Here is a 24,635-nt window from a genome sequence, read left to right on the forward strand (position 1 = left end):
GGATCGTCGCGAACGCGCGGCTAGAACGCGTAGCGCATGCCCGCGAAGATGCTGCGGCCTTCGCCCGGATAGAAGATCGCGGTTGACGACGCGGTGCGCGCATCCGCGACGGTGCTGATGTCGCTCACATAGCGCTTGTTGGTCAGATTGCGCGCATCGAGAAACACCGACAGGCCGTTGCGAAAATCCATTCCCGCCTGCACGCCGAGGAGCGTGTAGCCGGGCACGCGCAACGTGTTGGCGTCGTCCGCCCACGCGCCCGCCGGCACCCAGTCGACCGATGCGGAGACGTGAAAGCCGTTGGGCCGCGCGTAGCCGAGCACCGCGCGAAGCACGTTGACCGGCACGCCCGCGATGCGGTTGTTGCCGTACTGCGGATCATCCTTGAAACGGAAATCGCTCAGGTTCCAAAGGCCCGACAGCGTGATCTTGTCGCCCGCGCCCGCATGCGTGACGTCGCGCCAGACATCGACCGATACGCCTGCTTCGATACCCTGCAACACCGTCTTGTTCGCGTTGAACGTCGATGCCGGCACGTCGGGATTCGTCGTGTACTGAAGCAACTGGTCGCGCACGAGCGATCGATACGCGCTCACGTCCCAGCTCACGCGATCGCGCGCGCCGCGCGTGCCGAGTTCAAGTGTCCACGCGTGCTGCGACGTGAGCGGTGTGAAGCGCGTCGTGTTCGCGAAGGTCTGCGTGAGATCGGTGAAGTCCGGTACGTCCTGGCTGCGCGTGATGTCGATATAAGCCTGGATCTCGCGATTCGGCTGCCACATCACGCCGAGCTTCGGATTCACGCCGCTGAACGTCTCGCTCGCCGACTTGTAGTTCGGATCGGCCGCGAGCCCGCCATGATCGACGTATTTGCGCACGTCGCGCAATGCCTTGAAGCCGGCCATCAGGGCGACGGTCGGCAGGAAGAAAAGACGGTCTTCGACATACGCCTCGTAGTTGTAGGCGCTTTGCGTCGAATTGAGCGTTTGCGCGCGTTCGTTGCCCGACACGTTGACATACTGCCGCGCCTGCGTGTTGCCGCCGAAAAAGCGCGCGCCCGCGATGACATCGTTGCGCATTCCGCTCACGTCGAACGTCGCGGTATAGCGCGGCGCGAAACCGTAGGTCCAGCCGTCCTGATCGATGACCTGAAAGATCGGGTGATACAGGCTCTTGTGGATCGCCCACGTGACGAAGTCGAGCTGGCCGACATCGAGCTTGACCGTGGTCTTGTTGGCGATGCGCTCGGTGCGCGTGTCGCGCGCCTGATCGCCCGCCAGCGCGCTCGGCGATGCCTTGGTCGGATTGTTCAGCGCGTCGGAGAGCGAGAGCGTGCCGGGAAGCTGCTGATCGACGATATACGCGCCGAGATAGAAGCGCGTCTCGACGTCCGGCGAGACGCGATAGCCGATATTCGCGTTGAGCTGCTCGTATTGGCCGCGTTCGTGATCGCGATAACCGTCCGCGTGATTCACCGAGAACGTGCCGATGAAATCCAGCGGACCCATCACGCGCGAGAACTGCGCGCTGCCTCTGACCGTGCCGAAGCTGCCGCCTTCGAGCCGCAGGATGTTGGGCGCATCGGCGGTGTACGCGGAGGGCGTGACGAAGTTGATCGCGCCGCCCATCATCGACGATCCGTATGCGAGACCGTTGCCGCCTTTGTAGACATCGGCGGATTGCAGCGCGAGCGGGTCGATCTGATAGTAGTCGCCGCTGCCATCGGCGGAATTGGTCGGGATGCCGTCCTGCAGAATCTCCAGGCCGCGCGTGTGGTAGCCGCGCGCGAGGCCCGAGCCGCGAATGGACAGGCGCAATTCCTGGCCGTAGCGGTTTTGCACAAAGACGCCCGGCACGTTCTTGAGGACGTCGCGCAGCGTGAAGGCGTAAGTATTCTGGTACTCGGCGCTATCCACGAAACCGACCGAGCCAACCGTCGCGTCGAGCGTGCGTTTCTGATCGGCGACGCTTTGCGATGTCAGCGAATGCGGGGCTTGCGCTTGCACGATCACGGCGGGAAGCGTCGCGGGTTCGGTGCTGTCGGAGGCTTGCGCCGTTTGCGCGAATGCGCGCGTGGCCATGAGTGTGGCGATGCCCGTCACGAGGGCGCTTTGTCGGGCGAGTCGCTTCATGGCTGCGTCCTCGCGTGAACGGGTACGGACGGCGCGAAGCCGCCACTTGCTGAGAAAGTGAGCATGGTTCTTCTTCGAAGTCGTGATGAAGGGGCGCGCGCGACGCTATCGACGCGCGACACCGTTCAATGCCGCGAAGGCATCGATCCATTTGGACGAAATCAGACGAGAACCGGAGGGGCGCGAGACTGCGCCGTGGTGAAGGCAGGAGCGGGACGCTCGCCGCGAACCCGCGCGACGGCGACGACAGGACGCGCCGGGACGTCGAGTGTGGCGGACGCGCGTGCGTCGGAGACCGCCGGCGCGTGCGCGAAGAAGTGGCAATAGCCGCAGGCCTGATCGTCGAGATGAGCGAGCGCGTCCGCCGAATGATGGCCGGCCGAACGCTCGATCGCGGGCGCGTGCGCCGAGCAAAGCTCGGCGGTCAGTTCGCCGCCGTGCGCGTTGGCCGCGATCAGTTGCGAAACCACCGGCGCGAACGTGATCAGCAGCATTGCGAACAATGCCAGCAGTGAACCCGTTCGTTGGTGGAAGCGACGGCGCATGAAGACGAAGGTGTGTGCGAATCCCGAGTGCCGGGATTATGCCACCTGGTTACTTTGTATTACAAAGCGAAGCGGACATAAATTTTCGGCATCAGCGGGCGCGCATGTTGTCCCCAGCTATTGGGGATCACCCTGTTGAGAACGCGCCGAAAAGTCTGCTAAATGACTGACGCTGAACGAGAAGTCATGCGCGCTTCAGGTTGCGTCAAACGCGCATTGGACTTTGCATAAGTTATCCCCAGCGGACGGGGAAAGGGCTGTGGACAACCGCTTGGCGACTCATCTAGTTTCTTGATTTCGCGCGGAAATCCCCATGCGGCGCGGATTGCGCCACTTTTTCGTCCGCGAGCGACGCATCGGACCGATGCCCGAGTTGTCCACAATTTCTGTGGATAGCGGTGTTGAAAACGCCCATGAATGCGCGTTAAGTATTTGATGAATAAGGTTTTGTAGGACCTGATCGAATATGCGCGAGCCCACGCGCGCGATGACACGCATCGCGCTCATGCGTCACGCACGTTTCAGATCGAAATTCCAGGACCGCCGTTGCTGCCCAGCAGTTGCTCGACCGAATCCGCGTCCGTGTAGTCCTGCTCGGGCAGACCATCGAACACGGTGACGACGTCGTTGGAAACGCCCGCCGCGCGCGCCACGTCGACGATCGCGTCCTTGTTGGCGGGGTACGTCACGAGTCGCAATACTTGGGCGATCTCGTCGTCGATAGGCTCGTCGTTCAAGGCGTGTTTGGCGTGCGTGTCGGTCATTCCGGGGTCCAGTGTCGAGTCAGTGAAAGAGGAGGCGCGTCAGGTTTGTACCTGAATGGTCGGGTTCACCATGCCGCGGCTGGGCGTGCGCGATTTCGGCAGCGGGACGTGGCGCCAGCGCGCGTGATCGAGATCCTGCGCCGAGACTTCGGGCGCGGGCGGCGATACGGGCGCGGCGTTCACGCGCAACGCGGCGCGCATCGCGGCAACGGCGGCGGTGGATTCGTCCGTCGAACTCGTGTGCAGCGGTGCGGCGTAGCACGAGACCGAAACCAGGGCCATCGACAACAACGTTGAGGTCTTCATCGGGCAACCCCTCCTCACGTAGGCAGCAGAAATCACCAAGCAAAGGCTATGCCGATGATTCTTTCCGCTTCCCGCCGTGCGCGCGGACCATTGAAACGCTGCGCACACGGGCGCGACAAGTGGGCGTCGCGCAGACGTACTTCGAGTGAAATGTGAAGTTGATCCGGCTGGCGCGAAACACGCGCGCATGCACGCTTGAGCGCCACGAAATTGCACGGCTGCGCAGTTTCAGCGCGGCGTCGGATTCAAACGGAAGTATGCGTCCAGAAGCGAGGTTTTGTACACAACGCCGAGCAAGAGCGGCTGCGTCTTCTTCTCGATCACCGGCAGGCGTTCGCCCTGGAAGGCGAGGAAGTGCTGGAGTGCTTCGCCGAGCGACATGTCGGGTGTGAGCACGTCGAATTCCGGCTGAAGATAGTGCGCGGCGGTCTTGGATTCGCAGCCTTTGTCGTCGAGCAGATCGGATGTGATGTTCTTCAGCGCGACCACGCCCTGAAAGCGCCCGGCTTCATCGACCACGTACAGATACTTCACCGGATATTCGAGAAACACGCGCGTCATGTCCTTGACGTTCGCGCTGAGCGGCACGACGGTATCGGCGGGTTTGACGAGCTCGCGCATCTGCGTCGCGGCGAGACGCAGACGCTCTTTCTCCTCACGATTGCGCCGCAGCGTGACTTCGTACATCGACGTCTGCTCGGACGTGCGTGCGATGAAATACGCGATCACGCACGAGACCATTAGCGGCAGCATGACCTGATACGAGAGCGTCATCTCGAAGATCATCAGGATGGCCATGAGCGGCGCGTGCGTGGCGGCGGCGAGAAACGCGCCCATGCCGACCATCGCGTAGGCGAAAGGCGCGGAGGTGGAGTCCGGCCAGATCGTGTGCGCGCCGATGCCGAAGAGACAGCCGAGCACCGCGCCGACGAAGAGCGTCGGCGTGAAGATGCCGCCTACCGCGCCCGAGCCGGCGGTGGCCGCCGTCGCGATGATCTTGAAGACGAGCACGGTCAAGAGCGCCGTCCACGTCCACTGTTCGTGCAGGAGCGAGTTCACGACTTCGTAACCGTTGCCCCAGACTTCGGGCCAGCGGATCGAAATGATGCCGACGATCAGTCCGCCCAGCGCGAGGCGCACGGGCAAGGGCAGCGGCAATGTCGAGAAGCGCTTTTTCGATGCCGCGAGCAGCCGCAGAAAGTACGGCGCGAGCACGCCGCAGAGCAGCCCGAGCACGACGAAGAGCAGCACTTCGATGCCCGTGACGGTCGGGAACACCGGCATCTCATACGGCGGCTTGTAGCCGGCGAACTCGCGCATCGTGATGTTGGCGACGACCGACGACACGACGATCGGCCCGAAGCTTTCCATCGCCATCGAGCCGAGCACGAGTTCGGTGACGAAAAACGCGCCCGCGATGGGCGCGTTGTACGCGGATGTGATACCGGCGGCCGCGCCGCACGCGACCAGCAGTCGCAGGCGCGGCGGATCGAAATGCACCCAGCGTCCGACGAGCGACGACACCAGCGCGGCGAGTTGCACCATCGAGCCTTCGCGCCCGATGGAGCCGCCGCTGGAAATGGTGATGAGCGAGGACACGCTGCGCCACAGGCTTTGCCATACCGGGACCACGCCGTCGCCAATGGTGACGGCTTCCATGTAGTCCGTGCTCGAATTCTTGCTGGCGTGCTTGCGGGCGATCAGCAAACAAAAGCCGGCGATGAGGCCGCCCGCCGCGGGCAACAGGACGCGCACGGGCCACGGCAGCCCGCGCGCGAGTGCGACGAGGCCTTCCGAATCGTTGCCCAGCAGACGCTGGAGTAACTCGATGCCTTCACGAAAGACGGAGGTGGCGAAAGCTCCGGCCACGCCGACGACCACCGCCCAGACGAGCATCGTATGCGAGTCCGACAGGCGGAAGACCCGCTGAGCGCGTGTACGGAGCTTGAGCAGGAATGAGAGCACTTTTGCGAAATCGTGGAAAGCTTAGAAGGAAATGGAATAACGAGACGTGCAAGGATAGCATTGCGGGGCGCGCGAACGTTGCTCGGCGGCGGTATCGCGGCTTTGGAGCGTCGAACTCAGCGCGACGCCGCCGTACACGCATCAAGCTATCCGAATCGGATCGATTTTTTCCAGTTCGCCCGCCACGCGTTCGATGACGTCGGACCATTCACCGGGGCGCGTCTGCCGGAAAAGGCGTACGTTCGGATACCACGGTGAATCGTCCCGGCCTTGCAGCCAACGCCAGCAGCCGTCGAATCGAGACAGAATCCACACACGCTTGCCCAACCCCGCCGCCAGATGGGCGACCGAGGTATCGACCGTGATGATCAGATCCAGTTGTTCGATGATCGCGGCGGTATCGGCGAAATCGGCGACTTCGTTCATGAAGTCGAGCGGGCGCAACGTTTCCGGCAGGGACGCAAGTTGCGGCTGCGTCGTTGCTCCCTTCTGAAGGCTGACGAACGTGATGCCGGGAATGCGCAGCAGCGGCAGATACGCTTGCGCGTTCAATGACCGGCGGCGGTCCGTTGCGTGAGCGTCGGATAACTGTGGTCGTGGGTCTCCCGCCCAAACCAGTCCGACCTTGAGGCCGGCGCGCGGCAGTCGTCCCGCCCAACGATCGACGGCGGCCCGAGGCGCGTGAAGGTAGGGCACGGAAGCAGGAATGGAGGCCAGTGTCGTGCCGAGATGCATGGGCACGCTCATCGTGAAGCACCAGAAGTCGTGGGGCGCGATCTCGTGTGGCTTGTCCGTGACGATGCATTCATCGACACCGTCGATTTCCTGGAACAGGCGCGCAAGCGCGGACGGGCACGCGACGCTGAGCCGGGTCAGCCCGCGTGCCTTCAGCAGCGGAAAATATCGGGCGAACTGCAGGCTGTCGCCGAAACCCTGCTCGGGCCAGATCAGCAAGGAACGGTTCGCCAGCGATTCTCCTTCCCATTGCGGAAATGCGACCTGCGGCGGGGCTGAGAGCGCGCCTGTTTCGCCCCAGAACGACGATTGCGCGTAGCGCGATTCGTAGTGCGGCCAGCCTTCCTCGTAGCGTCCTGCTTTGAGGAGCACGAGAGCGAGATTCAGTTGCGTCGGGATTCTCGCCGGATCGATAGACAAAACCTGCCGGAAGCACTGCTCGGCCTCGCCCAGGCGATGCGCGTCTTCGAGCACGCGCCCGAGATTGTTCAGGCCTTCGATCGACGACGGGTCGATGTCGAGCGTCCGGCGATAACACTGCTCCGCTTCCTCATACTTCGAGGCCGCGTGACACAAAATGCCGAGATTTCCCCAGGCGTTCAGGAAGCCGGGATCGACATCGAGCGCCTGACGGAAACACGCTTGCGCCTCTTCAGTGCGGCCGATTTTGTCCAGGAGCGATCCGAGACCACACAATGTTTGAGGTTGATTCGGGTCCAGCGCGAGCGCCTGACGAAAGTGAGATTGCGCTTCGTCAAGCCGGTTGTCGCTTTGCTGAAGCATGGCCAGGCGGATATGCGCGTTCACCAGTCCGGGCCGAGCGGCGAGCGCTTCCCGATAGAGCGCTTCGGATTCGGCGAGGCGCTTCTGTCCTTCCAGAAGCAACGCCAGTTTGAGCAACGTTACACCGTCGTCGCCGCCTAGCAGCGCATGGCGGAATTGCTTCTCTGCTTCGGTCGGGCGGCCGGTCTGCGCGAACACGTCGCCCAGTTGTCGATGCGCGGTGACATTTTCCGGCTCGATCGAGAGCGCTTGCCCGAGCGCCGCTTCCGATTCGGCGAACCGGTCGCGCGCTCCGTACAGCGCGGCAAGATTGTTGAGGGCATCGACATAATCGGGCCTTGCGGATATTGCTTGCCGATAGAGTTGTTCTGCTTCGTCCAGTCGCCCCGATTCTTCGAGCAATACGCCGAGATTGTTCAGCGCCGCCGCGTGACCGGGCGCCGATTCGATTGCCCGGCGATAGTGGCTTTCGGCTCGGGATTTATCTCCGTTCGAGTGTGCCTCTACGCCCAACTCAAAGGATTCCTGAGCACCGTCATTAAGATTGTTTACAGTTTTGTCCATTCTGAATCGACACCGAGTTTCTCTCGGGTGCGCGAAAAATTGCCCATCGATGCATTCTATAGGAGCTCGAAGGCGCACTCGGAATGCACAGCGCTGCGTAGTCGAGGTTTATGAAATGAACGAAAAGCCTGCCCCAAAACAAACCACGGGGCAAGCTCACGTTTCCCAAAGTGTTACCACTTTGGCGCGAACGGCGGATTCGCGTGGCGCTTGCCTTCGTCGAGCGCATCGATTTTCGCGATGTCGTCGGCATCGAGCTTGATTTTCTGCGCGTCCCAGTTGGCCTTCTGATGCTCCGGATTCGTCGATGCCGACAGCACCACGATATCGCGCGCCAGCAGCCACGCGAACGTCACTTGCGCGGGCGTCGCCTTGTGCTTGTCGGCGATCGCCTTGAGCGTCGCGTCCGTATGCGCGCGGCCTTCGCCAAGCGGCATATAGGCGGTCACTTCCACGCCGAGCTGCTGCGTCGCTTCGACGAGCTTGCGGTTCGCGAGAAACGGACTCACTTCGAACTGATTCGTGACAATTTCCTTGCCGCCCGGCGCATTCAGCGCTTCTTCGAGCAGCGGCGCGGTGAAGTTCGACACGCCGTAATGACGGATCAAACCGAGCTTCTGCGCCTCCTGCATCGCCGCGAGCGTTTCGGTTATCGGCACCGCGCTGTCGGGCGACGGCCAGTGCACGAGCGCGAGATCGATCGTGCCGATGTCGAGCTTCGCGTGACTGTCCTTCAGGCTCGCGACGAGCGCGTCGCGGGAAAGCCGCTCCCACCAGACCTTCGTCGTCACCCAGATATCGTCGCGCGGCACGTCCGATTCACGCACGCCCTGACCAACGGCCGCCTCGTTGTTGTAGTACTGCGCCGTGTCGATATGACGATAGCCGATCTGCAGCGCGCTCTTCACGGCGTTCGTGGTCTTCGCGGCATCGACGCGAAACGTGCCGAGACCGAATGAAGGAATCGTTTCTACCATGCTGGCTCCTGTTTAACGTTGAGGTTTCAAGCGTCCTGATCGAGTTCGGGATAGTGCCTGAAAATGCCCGACTCGTTGAAAGGGATGCGCCGTTCCGAATCGACATAAGCCGCGATGTTCGGCCGTTGCAGCGCCGCGTCGTGAATCGCCGCGACGCGCGGATACAGCGCGCCGAACTTCTTCATCGCGCGCGGAAACGCGTAATGCAGACCATCGACGATCTGGAAGATGGACAGATCCACGTAAGTCGTCGTATTGCCGATCATCTGCGTGTCGCCGTGCGGATTTTGCTTCAGCACGCGCTCGAAGTAGTTCATGAACTTCGGCACGCGCTTGTCCAGAAAATTCCGCGTGCGAATTTTCGCCGCGTCCTTTTGATCCTCGTAATAGAGATCGGTCGCGAGCGGATGATGCGTGTCGTGCACTTCGGCGACGAAATCGGCGATCGTCAATTGCAAGCCGTGCGCGACATGGCGCAGGCCTTCGTCCTTCGGCGCGAGTTTCAGCTTCGGCCCGAGATACAAGAGAATGTTCGCGACGTGCGGCACGATCAACTCGCCGTCTTTCAGGAACGGCGGAGCGAAGGGAATATGCGGCTCCGTCTTGCTGTTCAGGACTTTCATCATCGCGTCCGTGCCGTAGCCGCTTTTCTTCGTTTCGCGGGCGACGTCGATGTATGGCGCGCCGGCATCTTCCAGCGCGAGCCGGACGAATTCGCCGCGTCCTTGCAATCCGTCCCAGTAATAGAGTTCGTAAGCCATGAGAAAGGGCTCCTCGTCGGGGATGCCGCATTCGCGGCGAGATGAGAGTGTGCGCTCTTCAGATGATGCGACGTAAAGCGCGGACGAAGGAATCGGCGAGCAACACGCGTTCCCGTTTCGCGGCGACGCCATGAATCGGCGCGAATCGTGCAAAATCGATGTTTTGCGATTCGACTCGAAGCGGAGAAGGGATGAACAAGCAAGGCTTCACCACAGGCATCGTTCACGGCGACAGAAGCGTGGGCAGCGAGCACGGCGGCGTGCGTCAGCCGATCCACACATCGGTCCAGTATGGATTCGAGCGCGTGGAGGATCTGATCGGCGTCTTTCAGGGCACGAAGAAGGGCGGCTTCAACTACGCGCGCCAGGGCACGCCCACGACGGCCGCGCTGGAGCGCAAGATCACGAGCCTCGAAGAGGGCGTCGGATCGATCTGCTTCAGCACCGGCATGGCCGGGCTGACGGCCATTTTCCTCACCTTGCTGCGCGCGGGCGACCATCTCGTGTCGAGCCGCTACGTGTTCGGCAACACCAACAGTTTGTTCGGCACGCTGCGCACGCTCGGCATCGAAGTGACGATGGTCGACGCCACGTCCGCCGAGAACGTCGCGGACGCAATCAAGCCGAACACGCGCATGGTTTTCGTCGAGACTATCGCGAACCCGGGCACGCAGATTCCCGATCTCGAAGGCATCGGCGCGCTGTGCCGCGAGCGCGGCCTCGCGTATGTCGTCGACAACACGATCACGTCGCCGGCACTGTTCCGCCCGAAGGCGGTCGGCGCGAGTCTCGTCGTCAATTCGCTGACGAAGACCATCGCGGGTCACGGCGCGGCGCTCGGTGGCGCGGTGACGGACACGGGTCTCTTCGACTGGAGCGCGTATCCGAATATCGCCGATGAATACCGCAAGTCGCCGCCGAAGGAACAAGGGCTTCTGCAGATTCGCAAGAAAGGGCTGCGCGACATGGGCGCGTCGCTTTCCTCGGAGCAGGCGCATTCGATCGCGATGGGCGCGGAAACGCTCGCGCTGCGCGTCGCGAAATGCAGCGAAAACGCGCTGGCGCTCGCGCAGTTTCTGGAGCAGCACGGGGCCATCGGGCGCGTGTTTTATCCGGGGCTGAAGAGTCATCCGCAATACGAGACCGCGCGGGCGCTGTTCAAGGGCGCGTCGTGGCTGCTCTCGTTCGAATTGCGTAACGCGGATCGCATGATCGAAGTCGTCAACGCGCTGCAGTTGCCGGTCAAGGCGACGGGTCTCGGCGACACGCGCACGCTGATCATTCCCGTCGCGCCGACGATCTTCTTCGAAGCCGGCCCCGAAGTGCGCAAGTCGATGGGCATTTCGGACGGCATGCTGCGGCTTTCCGCGGGCATCGAGGATACCGACGATCTGATCGCCGATTTCGAGCAGGCGCTGAAGCTCGCGGTGTGATGGAAGGGCGTGGCTCGTAACTTTACGAAGCCCGCGCGTAATAAATATTCTGCGGATGCCGCGCTTCGGCGAAGAAAAACCATCGCTCGGCGACGAGTCCCAGATATTGCGTCACGCAAGCAAGGCAGAACAGCGCGACGGACTGCGCGCCGATCCCGAGCAGCATCAGCACGAACGGCACGCCGAACGCACCGACGAGAAACGTCCACTTGATGCGCGCGATCGCTTGCGCCGATTGGCCGTGAAAGAACTCTCGCAGATTGAACGCGCCCGCCGTGAAGCCGCGCGATTTCTGCACGACGTTCGGCCCCTTGATGCCCGTCGCGCTCTGCACGGTCGATTTCGGCCGCAGCTTCGCGTTGCGCTTCAACGCGGCGACACGCGTCGCGCATCCCGCGAGCGTCAGCGTGCATGCGCAAGCCGCAAGACCCGCCGCGAGCGAGGGCGCGAGCCACGCGGCGCACGCGGTCGCGAGCGTGAATCCGGACGCGCAGCCGAGCAGCACGAAGTTGACCATCGTGAGCGGCGTCGCCCATTCCTGCAGGAAGCGCAGGCAAGCGTAGATCATCGCGGTGCAGACGAAGAGCGCCGCCGACGCGATCACACCGATCAGGCCGATGGCGAGCGACCACGGCGTGCCCAGCCAATGCGCGACGCCGTACAACGCAGCGCACGCGAGAAACGCGGGCAGGCACAGGCATTCGCGCGAAAGCCACGACGTGCGCCACATCGCGATCGCGCGCCATGCGCGCTCGGGATGTCCGAGATGAAAGAACGAAGCGACGAGCCCAAGTCCGCCGAGCACGACCGACAACGCCGCGCCGACGATAAAGAGCATCTGCGATGGCGTTTCGATCAGACCGAGCCTCGCGCACACTTCGACACCGACGAGCGCGATCAGCAAACCTTGCGCGGCGCCGCTCAATGTCGTGAGAAACACGACGGAAAACGCGGGTTTCATATTCGACTCCGATGAAAGTTCAGACGCGCACGGCCATCGCCGCGAGATTCAGTTGGCCGTGTGCTTCGGGCGCTTCAGTCTCTTGAGACTTGCATCCGCACGAACCGCCGTCGCCGCACGTATTCACGGGACGCCGCGGCAAATAATGATTCGCGGGCTTGGTCTCCCATTCGGGCATGAGCTGATAGCCGCCGCGTTCCTCGATCGCCTTCGACACGACCGACTCCGGATCGTGGATATCGCCGAAAAGTCGCGCCGATGTCGGACACGCGAGCACGCACGCCGGCTTGCGATCGCGCTCGGGCAACGCCTCGTTGTAGATGCGATCGGCGCACAGCGTGCACTTCGTCATTTCCTTGCGCTCTTCGTCGAGCTCGCGCGCGCCGTAGGGACACGCCCACGCGCAATACTTGCAGCCGATGCACTTGTCGAAGTCCACGAGCACGAGCCCGTCTTCCTTGCGCTTGTAGCTCGCGCCGGTCGGACAGACGGGCACGCACGGCGGATCTTCGCAGTGCAGACACGACTTCGGGAAGTGGATCGTATCGGCGAGCGGAAATTCGCCCGCTTCATAGGTCTGCACGCGGTTGAAGAAGGTGCCGGACGGATCGGCATCGTAGGGGCGCTGATCCGCGAGACTGCCTGCTTCGCCGGACGTGTTCCACTCCTTGCAGCTCGTCACGCAGGCGTGGCATCCGACGCAGACGTTCAGATCGATCACGAGGGCCATTTGAGTCATGCTGGTCTCCTTCAGTTATCCGTTATCCGTGTTTCGCTTGACGGCATTGCGCAGACGCGCCGCGAACTCGCCGCGTCCGGCGAAGTACGTCTGCACGACGCGCTGGATCGAGCCCGTCATGCCGGGCGCCGGAGGCATCGGCGCGAATTGCGGCAGCGTGTGGCGCGCGTCGGCTTCAGCGGGATAAACGCGCACGCGAACGTCGTACCACGCGGCTTGTCCCGTGATCGGATCGGAGTTGGAGAAGCGCGTGCCTTCGCGGCCGGACGCCGGAAGCTCATCCGTGATGAGGTGATTGAGCAGGAAGCCGCGCTGCGATTCGTTCGCGTCGGGACCGAGGCTCCACGCGCCCGACGCCTTGCCTATCGCGTTCCATGTCCACACCGTTCCCGGCTCGACCGTTTCGCTATAACGCGCCATGCAGCGCACCTTGCCCCATTGCGATTCGACGTAGATCCAGCCGCCGTCTTCGATGCCGTTCGCCTTCGCCATGCGCGGATTCATGAACAGCAGGTTCTCGCCGTGAATCTGCCGCAACCACGCGTTTTGCGAGTCCCACGAGTGATACATCGCCATCGGGCGCTGCGTGACGGCCGCGAGCGGATACTGCGCGAGATCGGTCGTATCGAGTTCGAGCGGCGCATACCAGAACGGCAGCGGATCGAAATATTGCTCGATGCGCGCGCGCAGATGGTCAGGCGGCTGCCTGCCTTTCGTGCGTCCCTGCGCGGCGAGGCGAAACTTCTGCATCACGTCGGAATAAAGCTGGATCAGGATCGGCTCGTCGAATTTGCGAAAGCCCTTGTCGACGGCGAATTGCAGATACGGCCCGTTCTGGCCGCGCATATATTGCAGTTCTTCAGGCAGCGTGTAGTGATAGACGCAATCGTGCTTGGCGTACTCTTCCCACTGATTCGGATTCGGCTCGCCGACGAGCGCATCGCGGCCGTCCTTGCCGCGCCAGCCGATCAGAAATCCGACGCCCGAACCCGGCGACGTCTGATGGTTGACGATGAAGTCCGGATAATCGCGATACTTGCGCGTGCCTTCCGGCGTCGTGAACGCAGGCAGCTTAAGCCGGCTGCCGAGTTCGACGAGCACTTCCTGAAACGGCCGGCATTCGCCCGTGCGCGGCACGACCGGCACACGCACCGAATCGACCGGACCGTCGAACTCGGAGATCGGGCGATCGAGCATCGACATAGCGTCGTGGCGTTCGAGATAAGTCGTGTCGGGCAAGATGAGATCGGCGAACGCGGTCATCTCCGACTGGAACGCATCGCACACGACGATAAACGGAATCTTGTACTCGCCGTCTTCGTGTTTGTCGGCGAGCATCTTGCGCACTTCCATCGTGTTCATCGACGAATTCCATGCCATGTTGGCCATGAAGATCATCAACGTGTCGATGGGATACGGATCGCCGCGCCACGCGTTCGTGATGACGCTGTGCATCACGCCGTGCACCGCGAGCGGATACTCCCACGAGAACGCCTTGTCGATGCGCACCGGCGTGCCGTCATCGTGAATGAACAAGTCGCTGGGCGCGGCGGGCCAGCCGAGCGGGCCGCTTGCGAGCGGCGTGTTCGGCTTGACCTGATCGGGATGATTCGGCGGTTTCGCGGACGGCGGCACCGCGCGCGGAAACGGCGACTTGTGACGGAAACCGCCCGGCCGGTCGATCGTGCCGAGCAGCGACATCAGCACGGCGAGCGCGCGGATCGACTGGAAGCCGTTCGAGTGCGCGGCGAGCCCGCGCATCGCGTGAAAGGCGATCGGGTTGCCCGTCACCGTGTCGTGCTTCTTGCCCCAGCAATCGGTCCATTGGATCGGCAGCGTGATCTTGTGATCGCGGCTCGCCTGGATCATCTCGTCGGCGAGGCGCCGGATCGTCGCGGCGGGAATGCCGGTGATCTCGGCGGCCCATTCCGGCGTGCACGACGCCGCCTGCTCGCGCAGCAACGCGAAGGAGGGCGCGACGGGCGTGCCGTCGTCGAGGGTATAGCGGCCATCGAGCGCGGGCGCGGCGTCGTCGGCATGATGCGCGACCGCGCGATTCGTCAACGTGTCCCACCACAGATGATTTTGCGGAAAGAGCGCATTGCGCTCGGGCGCGTCGCCGTCTTTCACGAACAGGCCGAAGGTGTCGCTCGCTTCGTTCATGTCGAGCAGTTCGGCCGCGTTCGTGTAGCGCGTGACGAACTCGTGATCGTAGGCATCGGCGGCGATCAGCTCGTGGATCAGCGCCATGAAAAGCGCGCCGTCGGTGCCGGGGCGAATCGGCATCCATTCGTCGGCGATGGCCGCGTAACCCGTGCGGATCGGATTGATCGCGATGAAGCGCCCGCCCGCGCGCTTGAACTTCGATAGCGCGATCTTGAGCGGATTCGAGTGATGATCCTCCGCCGTGCCGATCATGAAGAAGAGCTTCGCGCGATCGAGGTCCGGGCCGCCGAATTCCCAGAACGAGCCGCCGATCGTATAGATCATGCCCGCGGCCATGTTCGCCGAGCAGAAGCCGCCGTGGGCCGCGTAATTGGGCGTGCCGAAATTCTTCGCGAAGAGGCCGGTCAGCGCCTGCATCTGGTCGCGTCCCGTGAACAGCGCGAATTTCTTTGGATCGGTGGCGCGAAGATGCGCGAGACGTTTTTCGAGCGTATCGAGCGCGACGTCCCATGTGACTGGCTCGAACTGCGCTTCGCCGCGCAGTGCGCCGGGTTTTCGCATCAGCGGTTGCGTGAGACGCGCGGGCGAGTACTGCTTCATGATGCCCGACGCGCCTTTCGCGCAGATCACGCCTTGATTGAGCGGATGGTTCGGATTGCCGTCGATGTACCGGACTTCGCCGTCGCGCAGATGCACGCGGATGCCGCAGCGGCACGCGCACATGTAGCACGTCGTGGTCTTGACATCGAGCTTCTCGTTCTGGGTGCGAGCGCCGTGTTCCATGAGTGCTCCTTCAAAAAGCGATGTCGCGCGAGGGGACGCTCGCGCGAGGTACTTAGGGTCTGCTCACATACAAAACGGTCATCCGTGACTAAAAATTCGGTCATCGGGAAGGGCCGAGCCCGGCTGCATTGCAATAGTGTCGATTTCGAGCGTTCGCATGGCCGTTTTATAGGTGAGCAGACCTCGGTGCAACCGGTCAGCCGAAGAGACGTTCGACGCCGAGCGTGATCGCAAGACCGCCGAAGACTAACCACGCGTACAGGATCGCGCCAGTGGCAAGCGCGCGCGGGCCGGCCTGGCGAATCTGCGCGATGCGCGTTTCCATGCCGAGCGCGGTCATGGCCATCGTGAGCGCGAAGGTGTCGAGCGTGTTAATCGTGCTCGTCGCGACATCGGGCAGCACGTTCAGCGAGTTCACGACGACGAGCGCGAGAAAGCCGAGCGCGAACCAGGGCACCGCGATCTTGCCTTTGCCCTGCGCCGCGCCTTCTGCCGACGCGTTGCGCGAGCGGTTGATCCAGAAGCCGATCACGAGCAGCACGGGAACCAGCAGCATCACGCGGGTCATCTTGACGATGGTCGCGATGTGCGTCGCTTCCGGGCTCACATTGCTCGCCGCGCCGACGACCTGCGCCACTTCGTGAATCGTGCCGCCGAAAAACAGCCCCGCGCCGAGCGTATCGAGATGCAGCCAGCCGGCGTTGAGCGCGAGCGGGTAGAGGAACATCGAGAGCGTGCCGAACAGCACGACGCTGCCGACGGCCATCGCGCTCTTGTGCGGCTTCGATTGCAGCGTCGATTCGAACGCGAGCACCGCCGCCGCGCCGCAGATCGCGCTACCGGCCGCCGTGAGAAGGGCGGTATCGCGATCGAGCTTCATCAGTTTCATGCCGGCCCACGTGCCGATCGCGAGCGTGCTGACCACGACCAGCACCGACACCGTGAATCCCGACATGCCGACTTGCGCGATCTCCTGAAGGCTCACGCGCAGCCCGAAGAACGCGACCGCGATGCGCAGCAGCTTGCGCGCGGAGAAGTTGACGCCGGCGGCCCAGCTATCCGGCATGCCGTGACGCAACGCGTTGCCGTAGATCGCGCCCGCGACGATGCCGACGATCAACGGGCTGATGCCGAGCCCGGCGATGGCGGGCAGTGAGGCGAGGCGCGTGACGGCCGCTGCGAACAATGCGACGAAGAGAATGCCGTTGAGCTGTCCGCGCGTGGAGGACGCGGCGGGCGCCAGGGATTGAGCGGACTGAACCGTGGACATGGATGAACCCGTTGAAATGTTGGATGACTCGATGGGCTAATCCTATTCCCGATATATCAATATGAAAAATCGTGATTTAGAATGTGAACTATCGGATAACCTGATATTTAAGAGAAATGACCCCGGAACAACTGATAACTTTCGCGACGGTCGCGGAGCACGGCAACATCAGCCGGGCGGCGGTGGCGCTGCATCTGTCGCAGCCCGCCGTGTCCGGGCAGTTGCGGCTCTTGCAGGAGGAATTCGGCGAGCCGCTTTATCAACGCGATGGCCGCGGCGTGCGCCTGACCGCCGCCGGTGAGCAGTTGCTCGGCCATGCGGAGCGCCTGCGCGAGACGTTCCGCGCTGCGCACGCGCTGCGCGACGCGTTGCGCGGGCTGGAGCGTGGCACGTTGCGCATCGGTGCGAGCACGACGCCGGCGAGTTACTTGTTGCCGTATCTGATCGCGGCGTTTCACAAGCGCTTTCCGGAAGTCGTCGTGACGACCATCGACGGGAATACCGCGGATATCGTCGCGGCGCTCGGCTCGCTCGATATCGCGCTGGTCGAAGGCGCGCCCGGGCACGATCTGCCGCTCGGCACCACCGTGACGTCGTGGCGCGAGGACGAGATCGTCGCAATCCTGCCGAACGGCCATACGCTCGCCGACGGGCGCGACGCCGTCACGCTGGAGCAACTCAGCGAGCATCCGCTCGTGCTGCGCGAGCCCGGCTCCGGCGTGCGCCAGATCATCGAGCGTGCGTTCGCCGACTCCGGCGCGCCCATGCGCGTCGCGCTGGAAATCGCGGGCGTGGAGGGCGTGAAGGAGGCGGTGCGCGCGGGCATGGGCATCGGCTTCGTCTCGGCGATGTCGATTCGTCACGAAGACAGCGCGTTGCAGCGCGTGCGTATTGCGCCGCAGCCGCTCACGCGTCGTTTTTCGATCCTGCTGCCGCACGCGGCAACGCCGTCGCGCGTCGCCGCGCGCTTCCTGGAGTTGTGCGAGGAGCCGGGTCTGCTCGGCTAGGGAATTCCACTATGGCGCGTCGATGGCGGTCTGACGCACCATTCGTTCACGACACGGGCGCTTCGGCGTCCTTTTTGAAAATCGTTTATGGAACCGGTTCCAGCAGAGATTTTGGTGCCAAAACAGACAGCGAGATGCAAGTGAGCGAGTGTTCCCGGATTCATGAGAAGCGCCCCGAGATCGTAATCGTCGCGAGCGCGTTCGGCGCGGACGCAATCCGACGCGACGGCCACGCAGTCTGGGCCGCCGCCGCGGCGCGTGCGGGCGCGGACGGCTTCGAAGTGCGTCGCGAATTATTCGGCAGCGAAGCCGATGCGCAGTCCGACGCGCTCGCGCAACTGGGCGAACGGATTCGCGCGCACGGATTGTGGGCCGTCTATTCGACGCCCGCGACGCTTTTTCGCGACGACGGCTCGCTCGACCTCGACGCGCTTCGGCTCGCCATCGACGAGGCGTCGGCGCTCGACGCGCGCATCGTCAAGCTGCAACTGGGCGGCACGGAGCGCGGCGTCGCAACCGATCCGGCGACGCTCGACCGTCTGATGTCGGGAATCGCCGCATCGAGCGCGCGCGTCGTCGTCGAGAACGGGCAACTGAAGGCGGGCGGCACGATCGGCGCGTTCGATGCGCTGTTCGCGGCGCTGCCCGCGCAAAGCGGCCTCGCGATGACTTTCGACACCGGCAACTGGCACTGGGCGGAGCAAGATCCGCTCGACGCGGCGAAGCGCCTCGCGCCGCACGTCGGCTATGTGCACTGCAAGTCGGTGATGGGCGAGGGCGCGCGCCGTTTCGCCGCCGCGCCCGCGAACGGCGACGCGCGTTTCGCGACGCTGCTCGCACAGTTGCCGGACGCCGTGCCGCGCGGTATCGAATATCCGTTCATTCCCGGCGCGGACGTTTCGCTCGATGCCGACGCCGCGCGCCAGGTCGCACGAATCGCGGCATTTTGAATTACGCATTTTGCATTCAGCATTCATCTGAAGGAGTCGACATGCAAGCCACGCCTTACGCCCTCGACGTCGTCACCTACGGCGAAGCGATGACGATGTTCGTCGCGGCCGTCACCGGCGATCTCGCGAAGGCCGGTCAATTCACGAAGCGCGTCGCGGGCGCGGACCTGAACGTCGCGATCGGACTGTCGCGCCTCGGCTTCAAGGTGGGCTGGATGAGCCGCGTCGGCAACGATTCGTTCGGCCGCTACGTGCTCGACGTGCTCGCATCCGAAGGCATCGACGCGCGCCGCGTGACGATCGACGATCGTTATCCGACCGGCTTCCAGCTCAAGGGCAAGTGCGACGACGGCAGCGATCCGGCTGTCGAATATTTCCGTAAAGGTTCGGCCGCGAGCCACCTTTCGCTCGGCGATTACGCCGCCGATTACGTGCTCGGCGCGCGTCATTTGCACCTGACGGGCGTTGCGCCCGCGATCTCGGCGACCTCGCGCGAACTCGCCTTCCACATGGCCCGCGAAATGCGTGCAGCGGGCAAGACGATCTCGTTCGATCCGAACTTGCGCCCGACGCTGTGGCCGTCGCGAGAGGCGATGGCCGAATCGCTCAACGCGCTCGCCGCGCTGGCCGACTGGGTTCTTCCGGGCGTGTCGGAAGGTTTGACGCTGACGGGCTACGCGAAGCCGGAGGACATCGCCGCGTTCTATCTCGACCGGGGAGCGAAAGGCGTCGTCGTCAAGCTGGGCGCGCACGGCGCGTATTTCCGCATGGCGGACGGCGAGCAAGGCATCGTGCCGGGCGTGCCGGTCCAGGATGTCGTCGATACGGTCGGCGCGGGCGATGGCTTCGCGGTCGGCGTCGTGAGCGCACTGCTGGAAGGACGCGACGTGCGCCACGCGATCGCGCGCGGCAACCGCATCGGCGCACTGGCGATTCAGGTGATCGGCGACAGCGAAGGCCTGCCGACGCGCGCCGCGCTCGATCTGCTCGAAGCGCAGGATTCAAACGACAAGACGGCGAAAGCCGCATTCGATCTGGCTTGAAAGCCACCAACCGGGATTCAACCGAATTGCGTTCGGAGACAACCATGCAAAGTTCTTCCACTCCCACGCTGGCCGTGCGCCGCTGGTGGGCGATCATGCCGATCGTGTTCATCACGTACAGCCTCGCTTATCTTGACCGCGCCAACTACGGATTCGCGGCGGCCGCGGGCATCAATCAGGATCTCGGCATCAGCAAGGGACTGTCGTCGCTGATCGGCGCGTTGTTCTTCCTCGGCTACTTCTTCTTCCAGATTCCGGGCGCGATCTATGCCGAGCGCCGCAGCGTGAAGAAGCTCGTGTTCTGGAGTCTTGTTCTGTGGGGCGGCTGCGCGACGCTCACGGGCATGGTGAGCAACATTCCGTCGCTGATGGCGATTCGTTTCGTGCTCGGCGTCGTCGAGGCGGCGGTGATGCCGGCGATGCTCGTTTTCATCGCGAACTGGTTCACGAAGTCGGAACGCTCGCGTGCGAATACTTTCCTGATTCTCGGCAATCCGGTCACGGTGCTGTGGATGTCGGTCGTATCGGGCTATCTCGTGAACTCGTTCGGCTGGCGCCACATGTTCATCGCGGAAGGTGCGCCCGCGGTGGTGTGGGCGGTAATCTGGTGGTTCATCGTGAAGGACAAGCCCGCGCAGGTGAGCTGGCTCACGGATCAGGAAAAGAACGATCTCGATGCGACGATGCGCGCCGAGCAGGCGGCGATCAAGCCGGTGAAGAACTATCGCGAGGCGTTCAAGTCGCCGGCGGTGATCAAGTTGTGCGCGCAGTATTTCTGCTGGAGCATCGGCGTTTATGGCTTCGTGCTGTGGCTGCCTTCGATTCTGAAAAGCGGATCGACGCTCGGCATGGTCGAGACGGGCTGGCTCTCCGCGGTGCCGTATCTCGCCGCGACCGTCGCGATGCTGCTGGCTTCGTGGGCCTCCGACAAGCTTCAGGCACGCAAGGCGTTCGTGTGGCCGTTCCTGCTGATCGGCGCGCTGGCGTTCGCGGGATCGTACTTGCTCGGCTCGACGAACTTCTGGGCATCGTATGCGCTGCTCGTGATCGCGGGCGCCGCGATGTATGCGCCGTATGGGCCGTTCTTCGCGATCGTGCCCGAGTTGTTGCCGAAGAACGTCGCTGGCGGGGCGATGGCGCTCATCAATAGCATGGGTGCGTTGGGGTCGTTCGTCGGGTCGTATTTCGTGGGGTATTTGAATGGCGCGACCGGATCGCCGGCTGCTTCCTATGTGTTCATGAGCGCTGCGTTGCTGCTCGCTGTGTGGCTTACGTTGGCTGTGAAGCCGCAAGCTGCGGTTCGTGCGGGTGTTGCCGTGCGCTCTTGATTTTCATCGGCGACAATCCAAACAACACCGACCAGCGAGCAATCTCACCATGACCCGAAAAATCGTAGCCTACAAAGCCTTGCCCACCGATGTCGAAGCCTACCTTCGCGATCACGCCGAAGTGGTGAACGTCGATCCGAAAGACCACGCTGCCTTCGTCGCGGCGCTGAAAGATGCCGACGGCGCCATCGGCGCGAGCGTGAAAATATCCTCCGACATGATCGAAGGCGCCAAACGCCTCAAAGCACTTTCGACGGTCTCCGTAGGCTTCGATCAATTCGACGTGGAAGACCTCACGCGCCGCGGCATCGTGCTCACGCACACGCCCGACGTGCTCACCGAATCCACCGCGGATACCGTCTTCGCGCTGATCCTCGCAAGCGCGCGCCGCGTCGTCGAACTCGCCGAATGGGTCAAGGAAGGCAACTGGAAGGCGAGCATCGACGAGACGCTCTTCGGTGTCGACGTGCAAGGCAAGACGCTCGGCATCGTCGGTCTCGGACGCATCGGCGGGGCGGTCGCGCGGCGCGCGGCGCTCGGCTTTCGCATGAACGTGCTCTACACGAATCGCAGCGCGAACGAGCAGGCGGAAAAGGAATACGCGGCCAAGCGTGTCGAACTCGATGAACTCCTCGCGCAATCCGATTTCGTCTGCCTGCAAGTGCCGCTCACGCCTGAGACGCGCGGGCTCATCGGCGCGAATGAACTCAAGAAGATGAAGCCGAGCGCGATTCTGATCAACGCATCGCGCGGGCCGACCGTCGACGAACACGCGCTCATCGAAGCGCTCAAAAACGGCACGATCCGCGGCGCGGGCCTCGACGTGTTCGAGCACGAACCGCTGCCCGCCGATTCGCCGTTGCTCGCGATGAAAAACGTCGTCGCGCTGCCGCACATCGGCTCGGCCACGCACGAAACGCGTCACGCGATGGCGCGCAACGCCGCGGAAAATCTCATCGGCGCGCTGGACGGCACGCTCACGCGCAACATCGTCAATCGCGACGTGCTCGCGCGCTGAAAACGCGGGGTCGCGCGGGCATGCGCTAACATGCGCGATGCGAGGAGCACGATAATGACGGCATCGCGTCTCGCTTAACGGCGAAGCGCGCGCCCACGACCACTATGTCCGACGATCCCACACTGACGAACCGTACGCTCGCATTCGGCGCGCGCCGCGCCACCATCACCGATGTCGCCCGCGAAGCCGGAACGGGCAAGACCAGCATTTCGCGCTATCTGAATGGCGAGATCAGCGTGCTGTCGCCCGATCTGCGCGAGCGCATCGAGGCGGCCATCGCCAAGCTCGACTATCGGCCCAACCAGATGGCGCGAGGCCTCAAGCGCGGCCGCAATCGCCTGATCGGCATGCTGCTCGCCGACCTCACCAATCCGTATTCCGTCGAAGTGCTGCAAGGCGTCGAGTCGGCGTGCCACGCGCTCGGCTACATGCCGCTCATCTGTCACGCGGCCAACGAGATCGACATGGAGCGGCGCTATCTGCAACTGCTCACGACGTATCGCGTCGAAGGCGTCATCGTCAACGCGCTCGGCGTGAAGGAAGAGCTGCTGCAAGGCTTCGCGCGCGGCGGCATTCCGGTCGTGCTCGTCGATCGCTCGGTCGAAGGTTTCGTCACCGACATGGTCGGGCTCGACAACCCGGCCGCCGTGCAACTCGCGACGCGTCATCTCGTCGATGAAGGTTTCGACGAGTTGCTGTTCGTCGTGCAGCCGGTCACGCATGTCAGCTCGCGGCGCCTGCGCGAAGCCGCGTTTCGCGAGACCGTGGCGGCGCTCAATGCGAACGGCTCGACGCTCGTGATCGATCTCGCCGATGCGACGCCCGCGCTCGCGGAGCTCGACTCGCGCGTCGCGGCGGCGAAAGCAGCGGGCAAACGCGTCGCGCTCTTCGCGGCGAACGGGCCGGTCGCGCTGCGCGTCGCGGTGCATCTGAAAGAGCGTCACGGCGCGGACTGGCAGGCGAGCGTCGCGTTGATGTCGATCGACGATTCCGAATGGGCGCAGCTCGCCGGCATGACGGCGGTCCGCCAGCCGACATACGATATCGGCCGGCGCGCGGTCGAATTTCTCCACGAGCGTCTCGGCGGCGCCGCGATGCCCGCGCGCGAATGTCTGCTGCCGGGGGAACTCGTCGTGCGCGCATCCACCGCGCGAGCGATACCCAACGACACGCAGCACGCATCACAAGGAATTTGAATGATCAGTGTTACGACGTTGCTGAGCCTCGTGCTCGCGACGCTCATCATCGCCGCGATGCCCATCGTGCTGTACAAGAAGCTGCGGCCGCGCTTCGCCATCGCGCCGCGCGAGGCGATTCTCGGCGTCGCGGTGTTCGCGCTCTTCGCGATGGTCATCGAGCGCGCGCTGCACGGCTTCATGCTGAGCAATCCGGTCACGTCGGTATGGCTCATGAATCCCGCCGTGTTCGTCATCTATGGCGCGATCGCGGCAGGCCTGTGCGAGGAAGTCGGACGCTTTCTCGCGATGAAATGGATGATTTCGCGCGAGCCGGGCGCGCTCGACCGGCACGGACCGGGACTCGGTTACGGCATCGGGCACGGCGGGGCGGAAGCGTGGATCGTCGGCGTGCTCGTGCAGGCGCAGTGGATCGTCTATGCGGTGCTCGCGAATCGCGGCACGCTCGACGCGCATTTCGCGACCGCGCCGCTCGAAGCGATCGCGCGCATCCATCTGGTGCTGATGAGTTTGTCGCCGGTGTCGGCGGGCATCTTTATCGTCGAGCGCGCGAGTGCGTTCGTGTTGCAACTCGGTTTTTCCGCGCTGATGTGGCAAATGCTGCGTGAACGTTCGCGTCATGCGCTCGCACTGCTCATCGCCGCACACGCGCTGGTCGGCTTGCCCGCCGCGCTCTTTCAGGCGCGGCTCGTGCCGCTCATCGCCGCCGACGCCGTGTATCTCGTGCTCGGCGTGATCGTCGCGGTGGCGCTCGTGCGCTACTATCGGCGGGCAGCGGCGCGTGGCGCATAGACCGGTTCCGGGCGCATCCGGGCCGCTGCCTCAATCGAATATCGACATCGAATGGACGACTATCAATACGACTGCCCGAGCGCGGACATCGACACGCTCGCGCATGTGATTTGCGATCTCTTTCCCGAGCAGACGCAGTTTGCCGAGCGCCGCGACGATGCGCGACGGACCTCGCTCGTGATTCATTACGTGGCGATGCGCTTCGGTTCGAGCGCGCGGCGCATCGCGATCGACGTGCGCTTCGATCCGGCCGCGCTCGCGCGATATCGCGCGTTGCCGCCGCGCATGCACTCGCGCAGCTACGCGGTGCTGCGCGCGTATGTGGAAGCGACGCTCGGCTCGCTCGAAGAGATGTACGCGAACGGCCAGAGCGTGCCGCGCGAAGTGGACATCGAGATGGGCGAGGACTTCGCCTGAGCC

Annotated in this window: 21 protein-coding genes; 9 read left to right on the plus strand and 12 right to left on the minus strand. The window is 63.6% G+C overall.

The features are described 5' to 3' along the window. Positions 1-20: 20 nt before the first annotated feature. From AWB82_RS23860 to AWB82_RS23895, 8 genes are all read right to left on the minus strand, one after another. On the minus strand, positions 21-2,129 hold the full coding sequence (locus tag AWB82_RS23860; RefSeq protein ID WP_086971620.1) for a TonB-dependent receptor family protein: 2,109 nt from the start codon (positions 2,127-2,129) through the stop codon (positions 21-23). A 161-nt stretch (positions 2,130-2,290) separates the two neighbouring features. After that, positions 2,291-2,674, minus strand: a complete 384-nt coding sequence (locus AWB82_RS23865; RefSeq protein ID WP_200818195.1) for a DUF2946 domain-containing protein — start codon at positions 2,672-2,674, stop codon at positions 2,291-2,293. A gap of 521 nt (positions 2,675-3,195) precedes the next feature. Then, a complete protein-coding gene (locus AWB82_RS23870; RefSeq protein WP_086971624.1) occupies positions 3,196-3,438 on the minus strand; it encodes a DUF2795 domain-containing protein in 243 nt (80 codons plus the stop codon). 39 nt (positions 3,439-3,477) lie between these two features. Continuing rightward, positions 3,478-3,744, minus strand: coding sequence for a hypothetical protein (locus AWB82_RS23875; protein WP_086971626.1), 267 nt, complete (start codon positions 3,742-3,744; stop codon positions 3,478-3,480). Positions 3,745-3,972: 228 nt separating this feature from the next. Next, entirely contained in the window at positions 3,973-5,709 is a 1,737-nt protein-coding gene (locus AWB82_RS23880) for a ClcB-like voltage-gated chloride channel protein (protein ID WP_086971628.1), read from the minus strand. 141 nt (positions 5,710-5,850) lie between these two features. Then, positions 5,851-7,740, minus strand: coding sequence for a tetratricopeptide repeat protein (locus tag AWB82_RS23885; RefSeq protein ID WP_235023416.1), 1,890 nt, complete (start codon positions 7,738-7,740; stop codon positions 5,851-5,853). 224 nt (positions 7,741-7,964) lie between these two features. Continuing rightward, positions 7,965-8,768 carry an aldo/keto reductase gene (locus tag AWB82_RS23890; protein WP_086971632.1) on the minus strand — a complete coding sequence of 268 codons (804 nt, stop codon included), beginning with the start codon at positions 8,766-8,768 and terminating at the stop codon, positions 7,965-7,967. A 26-nt stretch (positions 8,769-8,794) separates the two neighbouring features. Continuing rightward, positions 8,795-9,529: a glutathione S-transferase gene (locus AWB82_RS23895; protein ID WP_086971633.1), complete on the minus strand. Its 735-nt coding sequence runs from the start codon at positions 9,527-9,529 to the stop codon at positions 8,795-8,797. A 191-nt stretch (positions 9,530-9,720) separates the two neighbouring features. Between AWB82_RS23895 and AWB82_RS23900 the strand changes: the two genes are divergently transcribed. Further along, positions 9,721-10,962, plus strand: coding sequence for a cystathionine gamma-synthase family protein (locus tag AWB82_RS23900; protein ID WP_086971635.1), 1,242 nt, complete (start codon positions 9,721-9,723; stop codon positions 10,960-10,962). A 22-nt stretch (positions 10,963-10,984) separates the two neighbouring features. Here AWB82_RS23900 and AWB82_RS23905 read toward each other — a convergent pair whose 3' ends face one another. The 4 genes from AWB82_RS23905 to AWB82_RS23920 form a co-directional block, all read right to left on the minus strand. Then, the gene (locus tag AWB82_RS23905; protein WP_086971636.1) at positions 10,985-11,923 is read right to left on the minus strand and encodes a dimethyl sulfoxide reductase anchor subunit family protein; all 939 of its coding nucleotides are present in this window, start codon (positions 11,921-11,923) and stop codon (positions 10,985-10,987) included. A 19-nt stretch (positions 11,924-11,942) separates the two neighbouring features. Beyond that, positions 11,943-12,662 (minus strand): 4Fe-4S dicluster domain-containing protein, encoded by a 720-nt coding sequence (locus AWB82_RS23910; protein WP_086971638.1) that lies wholly within the window; start codon positions 12,660-12,662, stop codon positions 11,943-11,945. Between the two features lie 15 nt (positions 12,663-12,677). Further along, positions 12,678-15,611 (minus strand): molybdopterin oxidoreductase family protein, encoded by a 2,934-nt coding sequence (locus AWB82_RS23915; RefSeq protein WP_086971639.1) that lies wholly within the window; start codon positions 15,609-15,611, stop codon positions 12,678-12,680. A 196-nt stretch (positions 15,612-15,807) separates the two neighbouring features. Then, positions 15,808-16,881, minus strand: a complete 1,074-nt coding sequence (locus AWB82_RS23920) for a YeiH family protein (protein WP_086971641.1) — start codon at positions 16,879-16,881, stop codon at positions 15,808-15,810. 116 nt (positions 16,882-16,997) lie between these two features. Between AWB82_RS23920 and AWB82_RS23925 the strand changes: the two genes are divergently transcribed. From AWB82_RS23925 to AWB82_RS23960, 8 genes are all read left to right on the plus strand, one after another. Next, positions 16,998-17,888, plus strand: a complete 891-nt coding sequence (locus AWB82_RS23925) for a LysR family transcriptional regulator (protein WP_086971642.1) — start codon at positions 16,998-17,000, stop codon at positions 17,886-17,888. A 134-nt stretch (positions 17,889-18,022) separates the two neighbouring features. After that, positions 18,023-18,838, plus strand: coding sequence for a sugar phosphate isomerase/epimerase family protein (locus AWB82_RS23930; RefSeq protein WP_086971644.1), 816 nt, complete (start codon positions 18,023-18,025; stop codon positions 18,836-18,838). Positions 18,839-18,879: 41 nt separating this feature from the next. After that, positions 18,880-19,881, plus strand: a complete 1,002-nt coding sequence (locus tag AWB82_RS23935) for a sugar kinase (protein ID WP_086971645.1) — start codon at positions 18,880-18,882, stop codon at positions 19,879-19,881. Between the two features lie 44 nt (positions 19,882-19,925). After that, positions 19,926-21,209 (plus strand): MFS transporter, encoded by a 1,284-nt coding sequence (locus tag AWB82_RS23940; protein ID WP_086971647.1) that lies wholly within the window; start codon positions 19,926-19,928, stop codon positions 21,207-21,209. 49 nt (positions 21,210-21,258) lie between these two features. Next, the gene (locus AWB82_RS23945) at positions 21,259-22,227 is read left to right on the plus strand and encodes a 2-hydroxyacid dehydrogenase (RefSeq protein WP_086971649.1); all 969 of its coding nucleotides are present in this window, start codon (positions 21,259-21,261) and stop codon (positions 22,225-22,227) included. 104 nt (positions 22,228-22,331) lie between these two features. Further along, positions 22,332-23,423, plus strand: coding sequence for a LacI family DNA-binding transcriptional regulator (locus tag AWB82_RS23950; RefSeq protein WP_086971651.1), 1,092 nt, complete (start codon positions 22,332-22,334; stop codon positions 23,421-23,423). Continuing rightward, positions 23,424-24,215: a YhfC family glutamic-type intramembrane protease gene (locus tag AWB82_RS23955; RefSeq protein WP_086971653.1), complete on the plus strand. Its 792-nt coding sequence runs from the start codon at positions 23,424-23,426 to the stop codon at positions 24,213-24,215. A gap of 51 nt (positions 24,216-24,266) precedes the next feature. Further along, positions 24,267-24,632 carry a DUF3022 domain-containing protein gene (locus tag AWB82_RS23960; protein ID WP_086971654.1) on the plus strand — a complete coding sequence of 122 codons (366 nt, stop codon included), beginning with the start codon at positions 24,267-24,269 and terminating at the stop codon, positions 24,630-24,632. Positions 24,633-24,635: the final 3 nt, after the last annotated feature.

The sequence above is a fragment of the Caballeronia glebae genome, from assembly GCF_001545035.1.
GTDB classification, from domain to species: domain Bacteria; phylum Pseudomonadota; class Gammaproteobacteria; order Burkholderiales; family Burkholderiaceae; genus Caballeronia; species Caballeronia glebae.

Coding starts and splice junctions, on each gene's coding strand:
- AWB82_RS23915 (WP_086971639.1), bottom strand. CDS start 15,611: ATGGAACACGGCGCTCGCACCCAGAACGAGAAGCTCGATGTCAAGACC.
- AWB82_RS23925 (WP_086971642.1), top strand. CDS start 16,998: ATGACCCCGGAACAACTGATAACTTTCGCGACGGTCGCGGAGCACGGC.
- AWB82_RS23895 (WP_086971633.1), bottom strand. CDS start 9,529: ATGGCTTACGAACTCTATTACTGGGACGGATTGCAAGGACGCGGCGAA.
- AWB82_RS23860 (WP_086971620.1), bottom strand. CDS start 2,129: ATGAAGCGACTCGCCCGACAAAGCGCCCTCGTGACGGGCATCGCCACA.
- AWB82_RS23920 (WP_086971641.1), bottom strand. CDS start 16,881: ATGTCCACGGTTCAGTCCGCTCAATCCCTGGCGCCCGCCGCGTCCTCC.
- AWB82_RS23865 (WP_200818195.1), bottom strand. CDS start 2,674: ATGCGCCGTCGCTTCCACCAACGAACGGGTTCACTGCTGGCATTGTTC.
- AWB82_RS23945 (WP_086971649.1), top strand. CDS start 21,259: ATGACCCGAAAAATCGTAGCCTACAAAGCCTTGCCCACCGATGTCGAA.
- AWB82_RS23910 (WP_086971638.1), bottom strand. CDS start 12,662: ATGACTCAAATGGCCCTCGTGATCGATCTGAACGTCTGCGTCGGATGC.
- AWB82_RS23905 (WP_086971636.1), bottom strand. CDS start 11,923: ATGAAACCCGCGTTTTCCGTCGTGTTTCTCACGACATTGAGCGGCGCC.
- AWB82_RS23930 (WP_086971644.1), top strand. CDS start 18,023: ATGCAAGTGAGCGAGTGTTCCCGGATTCATGAGAAGCGCCCCGAGATC.
- AWB82_RS23950 (WP_086971651.1), top strand. CDS start 22,332: ATGTCCGACGATCCCACACTGACGAACCGTACGCTCGCATTCGGCGCG.
- AWB82_RS23935 (WP_086971645.1), top strand. CDS start 18,880: ATGCAAGCCACGCCTTACGCCCTCGACGTCGTCACCTACGGCGAAGCG.
- AWB82_RS23890 (WP_086971632.1), bottom strand. CDS start 8,768: ATGGTAGAAACGATTCCTTCATTCGGTCTCGGCACGTTTCGCGTCGAT.
- AWB82_RS23900 (WP_086971635.1), top strand. CDS start 9,721: ATGAACAAGCAAGGCTTCACCACAGGCATCGTTCACGGCGACAGAAGC.
- AWB82_RS23870 (WP_086971624.1), bottom strand. CDS start 3,438: ATGACCGACACGCACGCCAAACACGCCTTGAACGACGAGCCTATCGAC.
- AWB82_RS23960 (WP_086971654.1), top strand. CDS start 24,267: ATGGACGACTATCAATACGACTGCCCGAGCGCGGACATCGACACGCTC.
- AWB82_RS23940 (WP_086971647.1), top strand. CDS start 19,926: ATGCAAAGTTCTTCCACTCCCACGCTGGCCGTGCGCCGCTGGTGGGCG.
- AWB82_RS23955 (WP_086971653.1), top strand. CDS start 23,424: ATGATCAGTGTTACGACGTTGCTGAGCCTCGTGCTCGCGACGCTCATC.
- AWB82_RS23875 (WP_086971626.1), bottom strand. CDS start 3,744: ATGAAGACCTCAACGTTGTTGTCGATGGCCCTGGTTTCGGTCTCGTGC.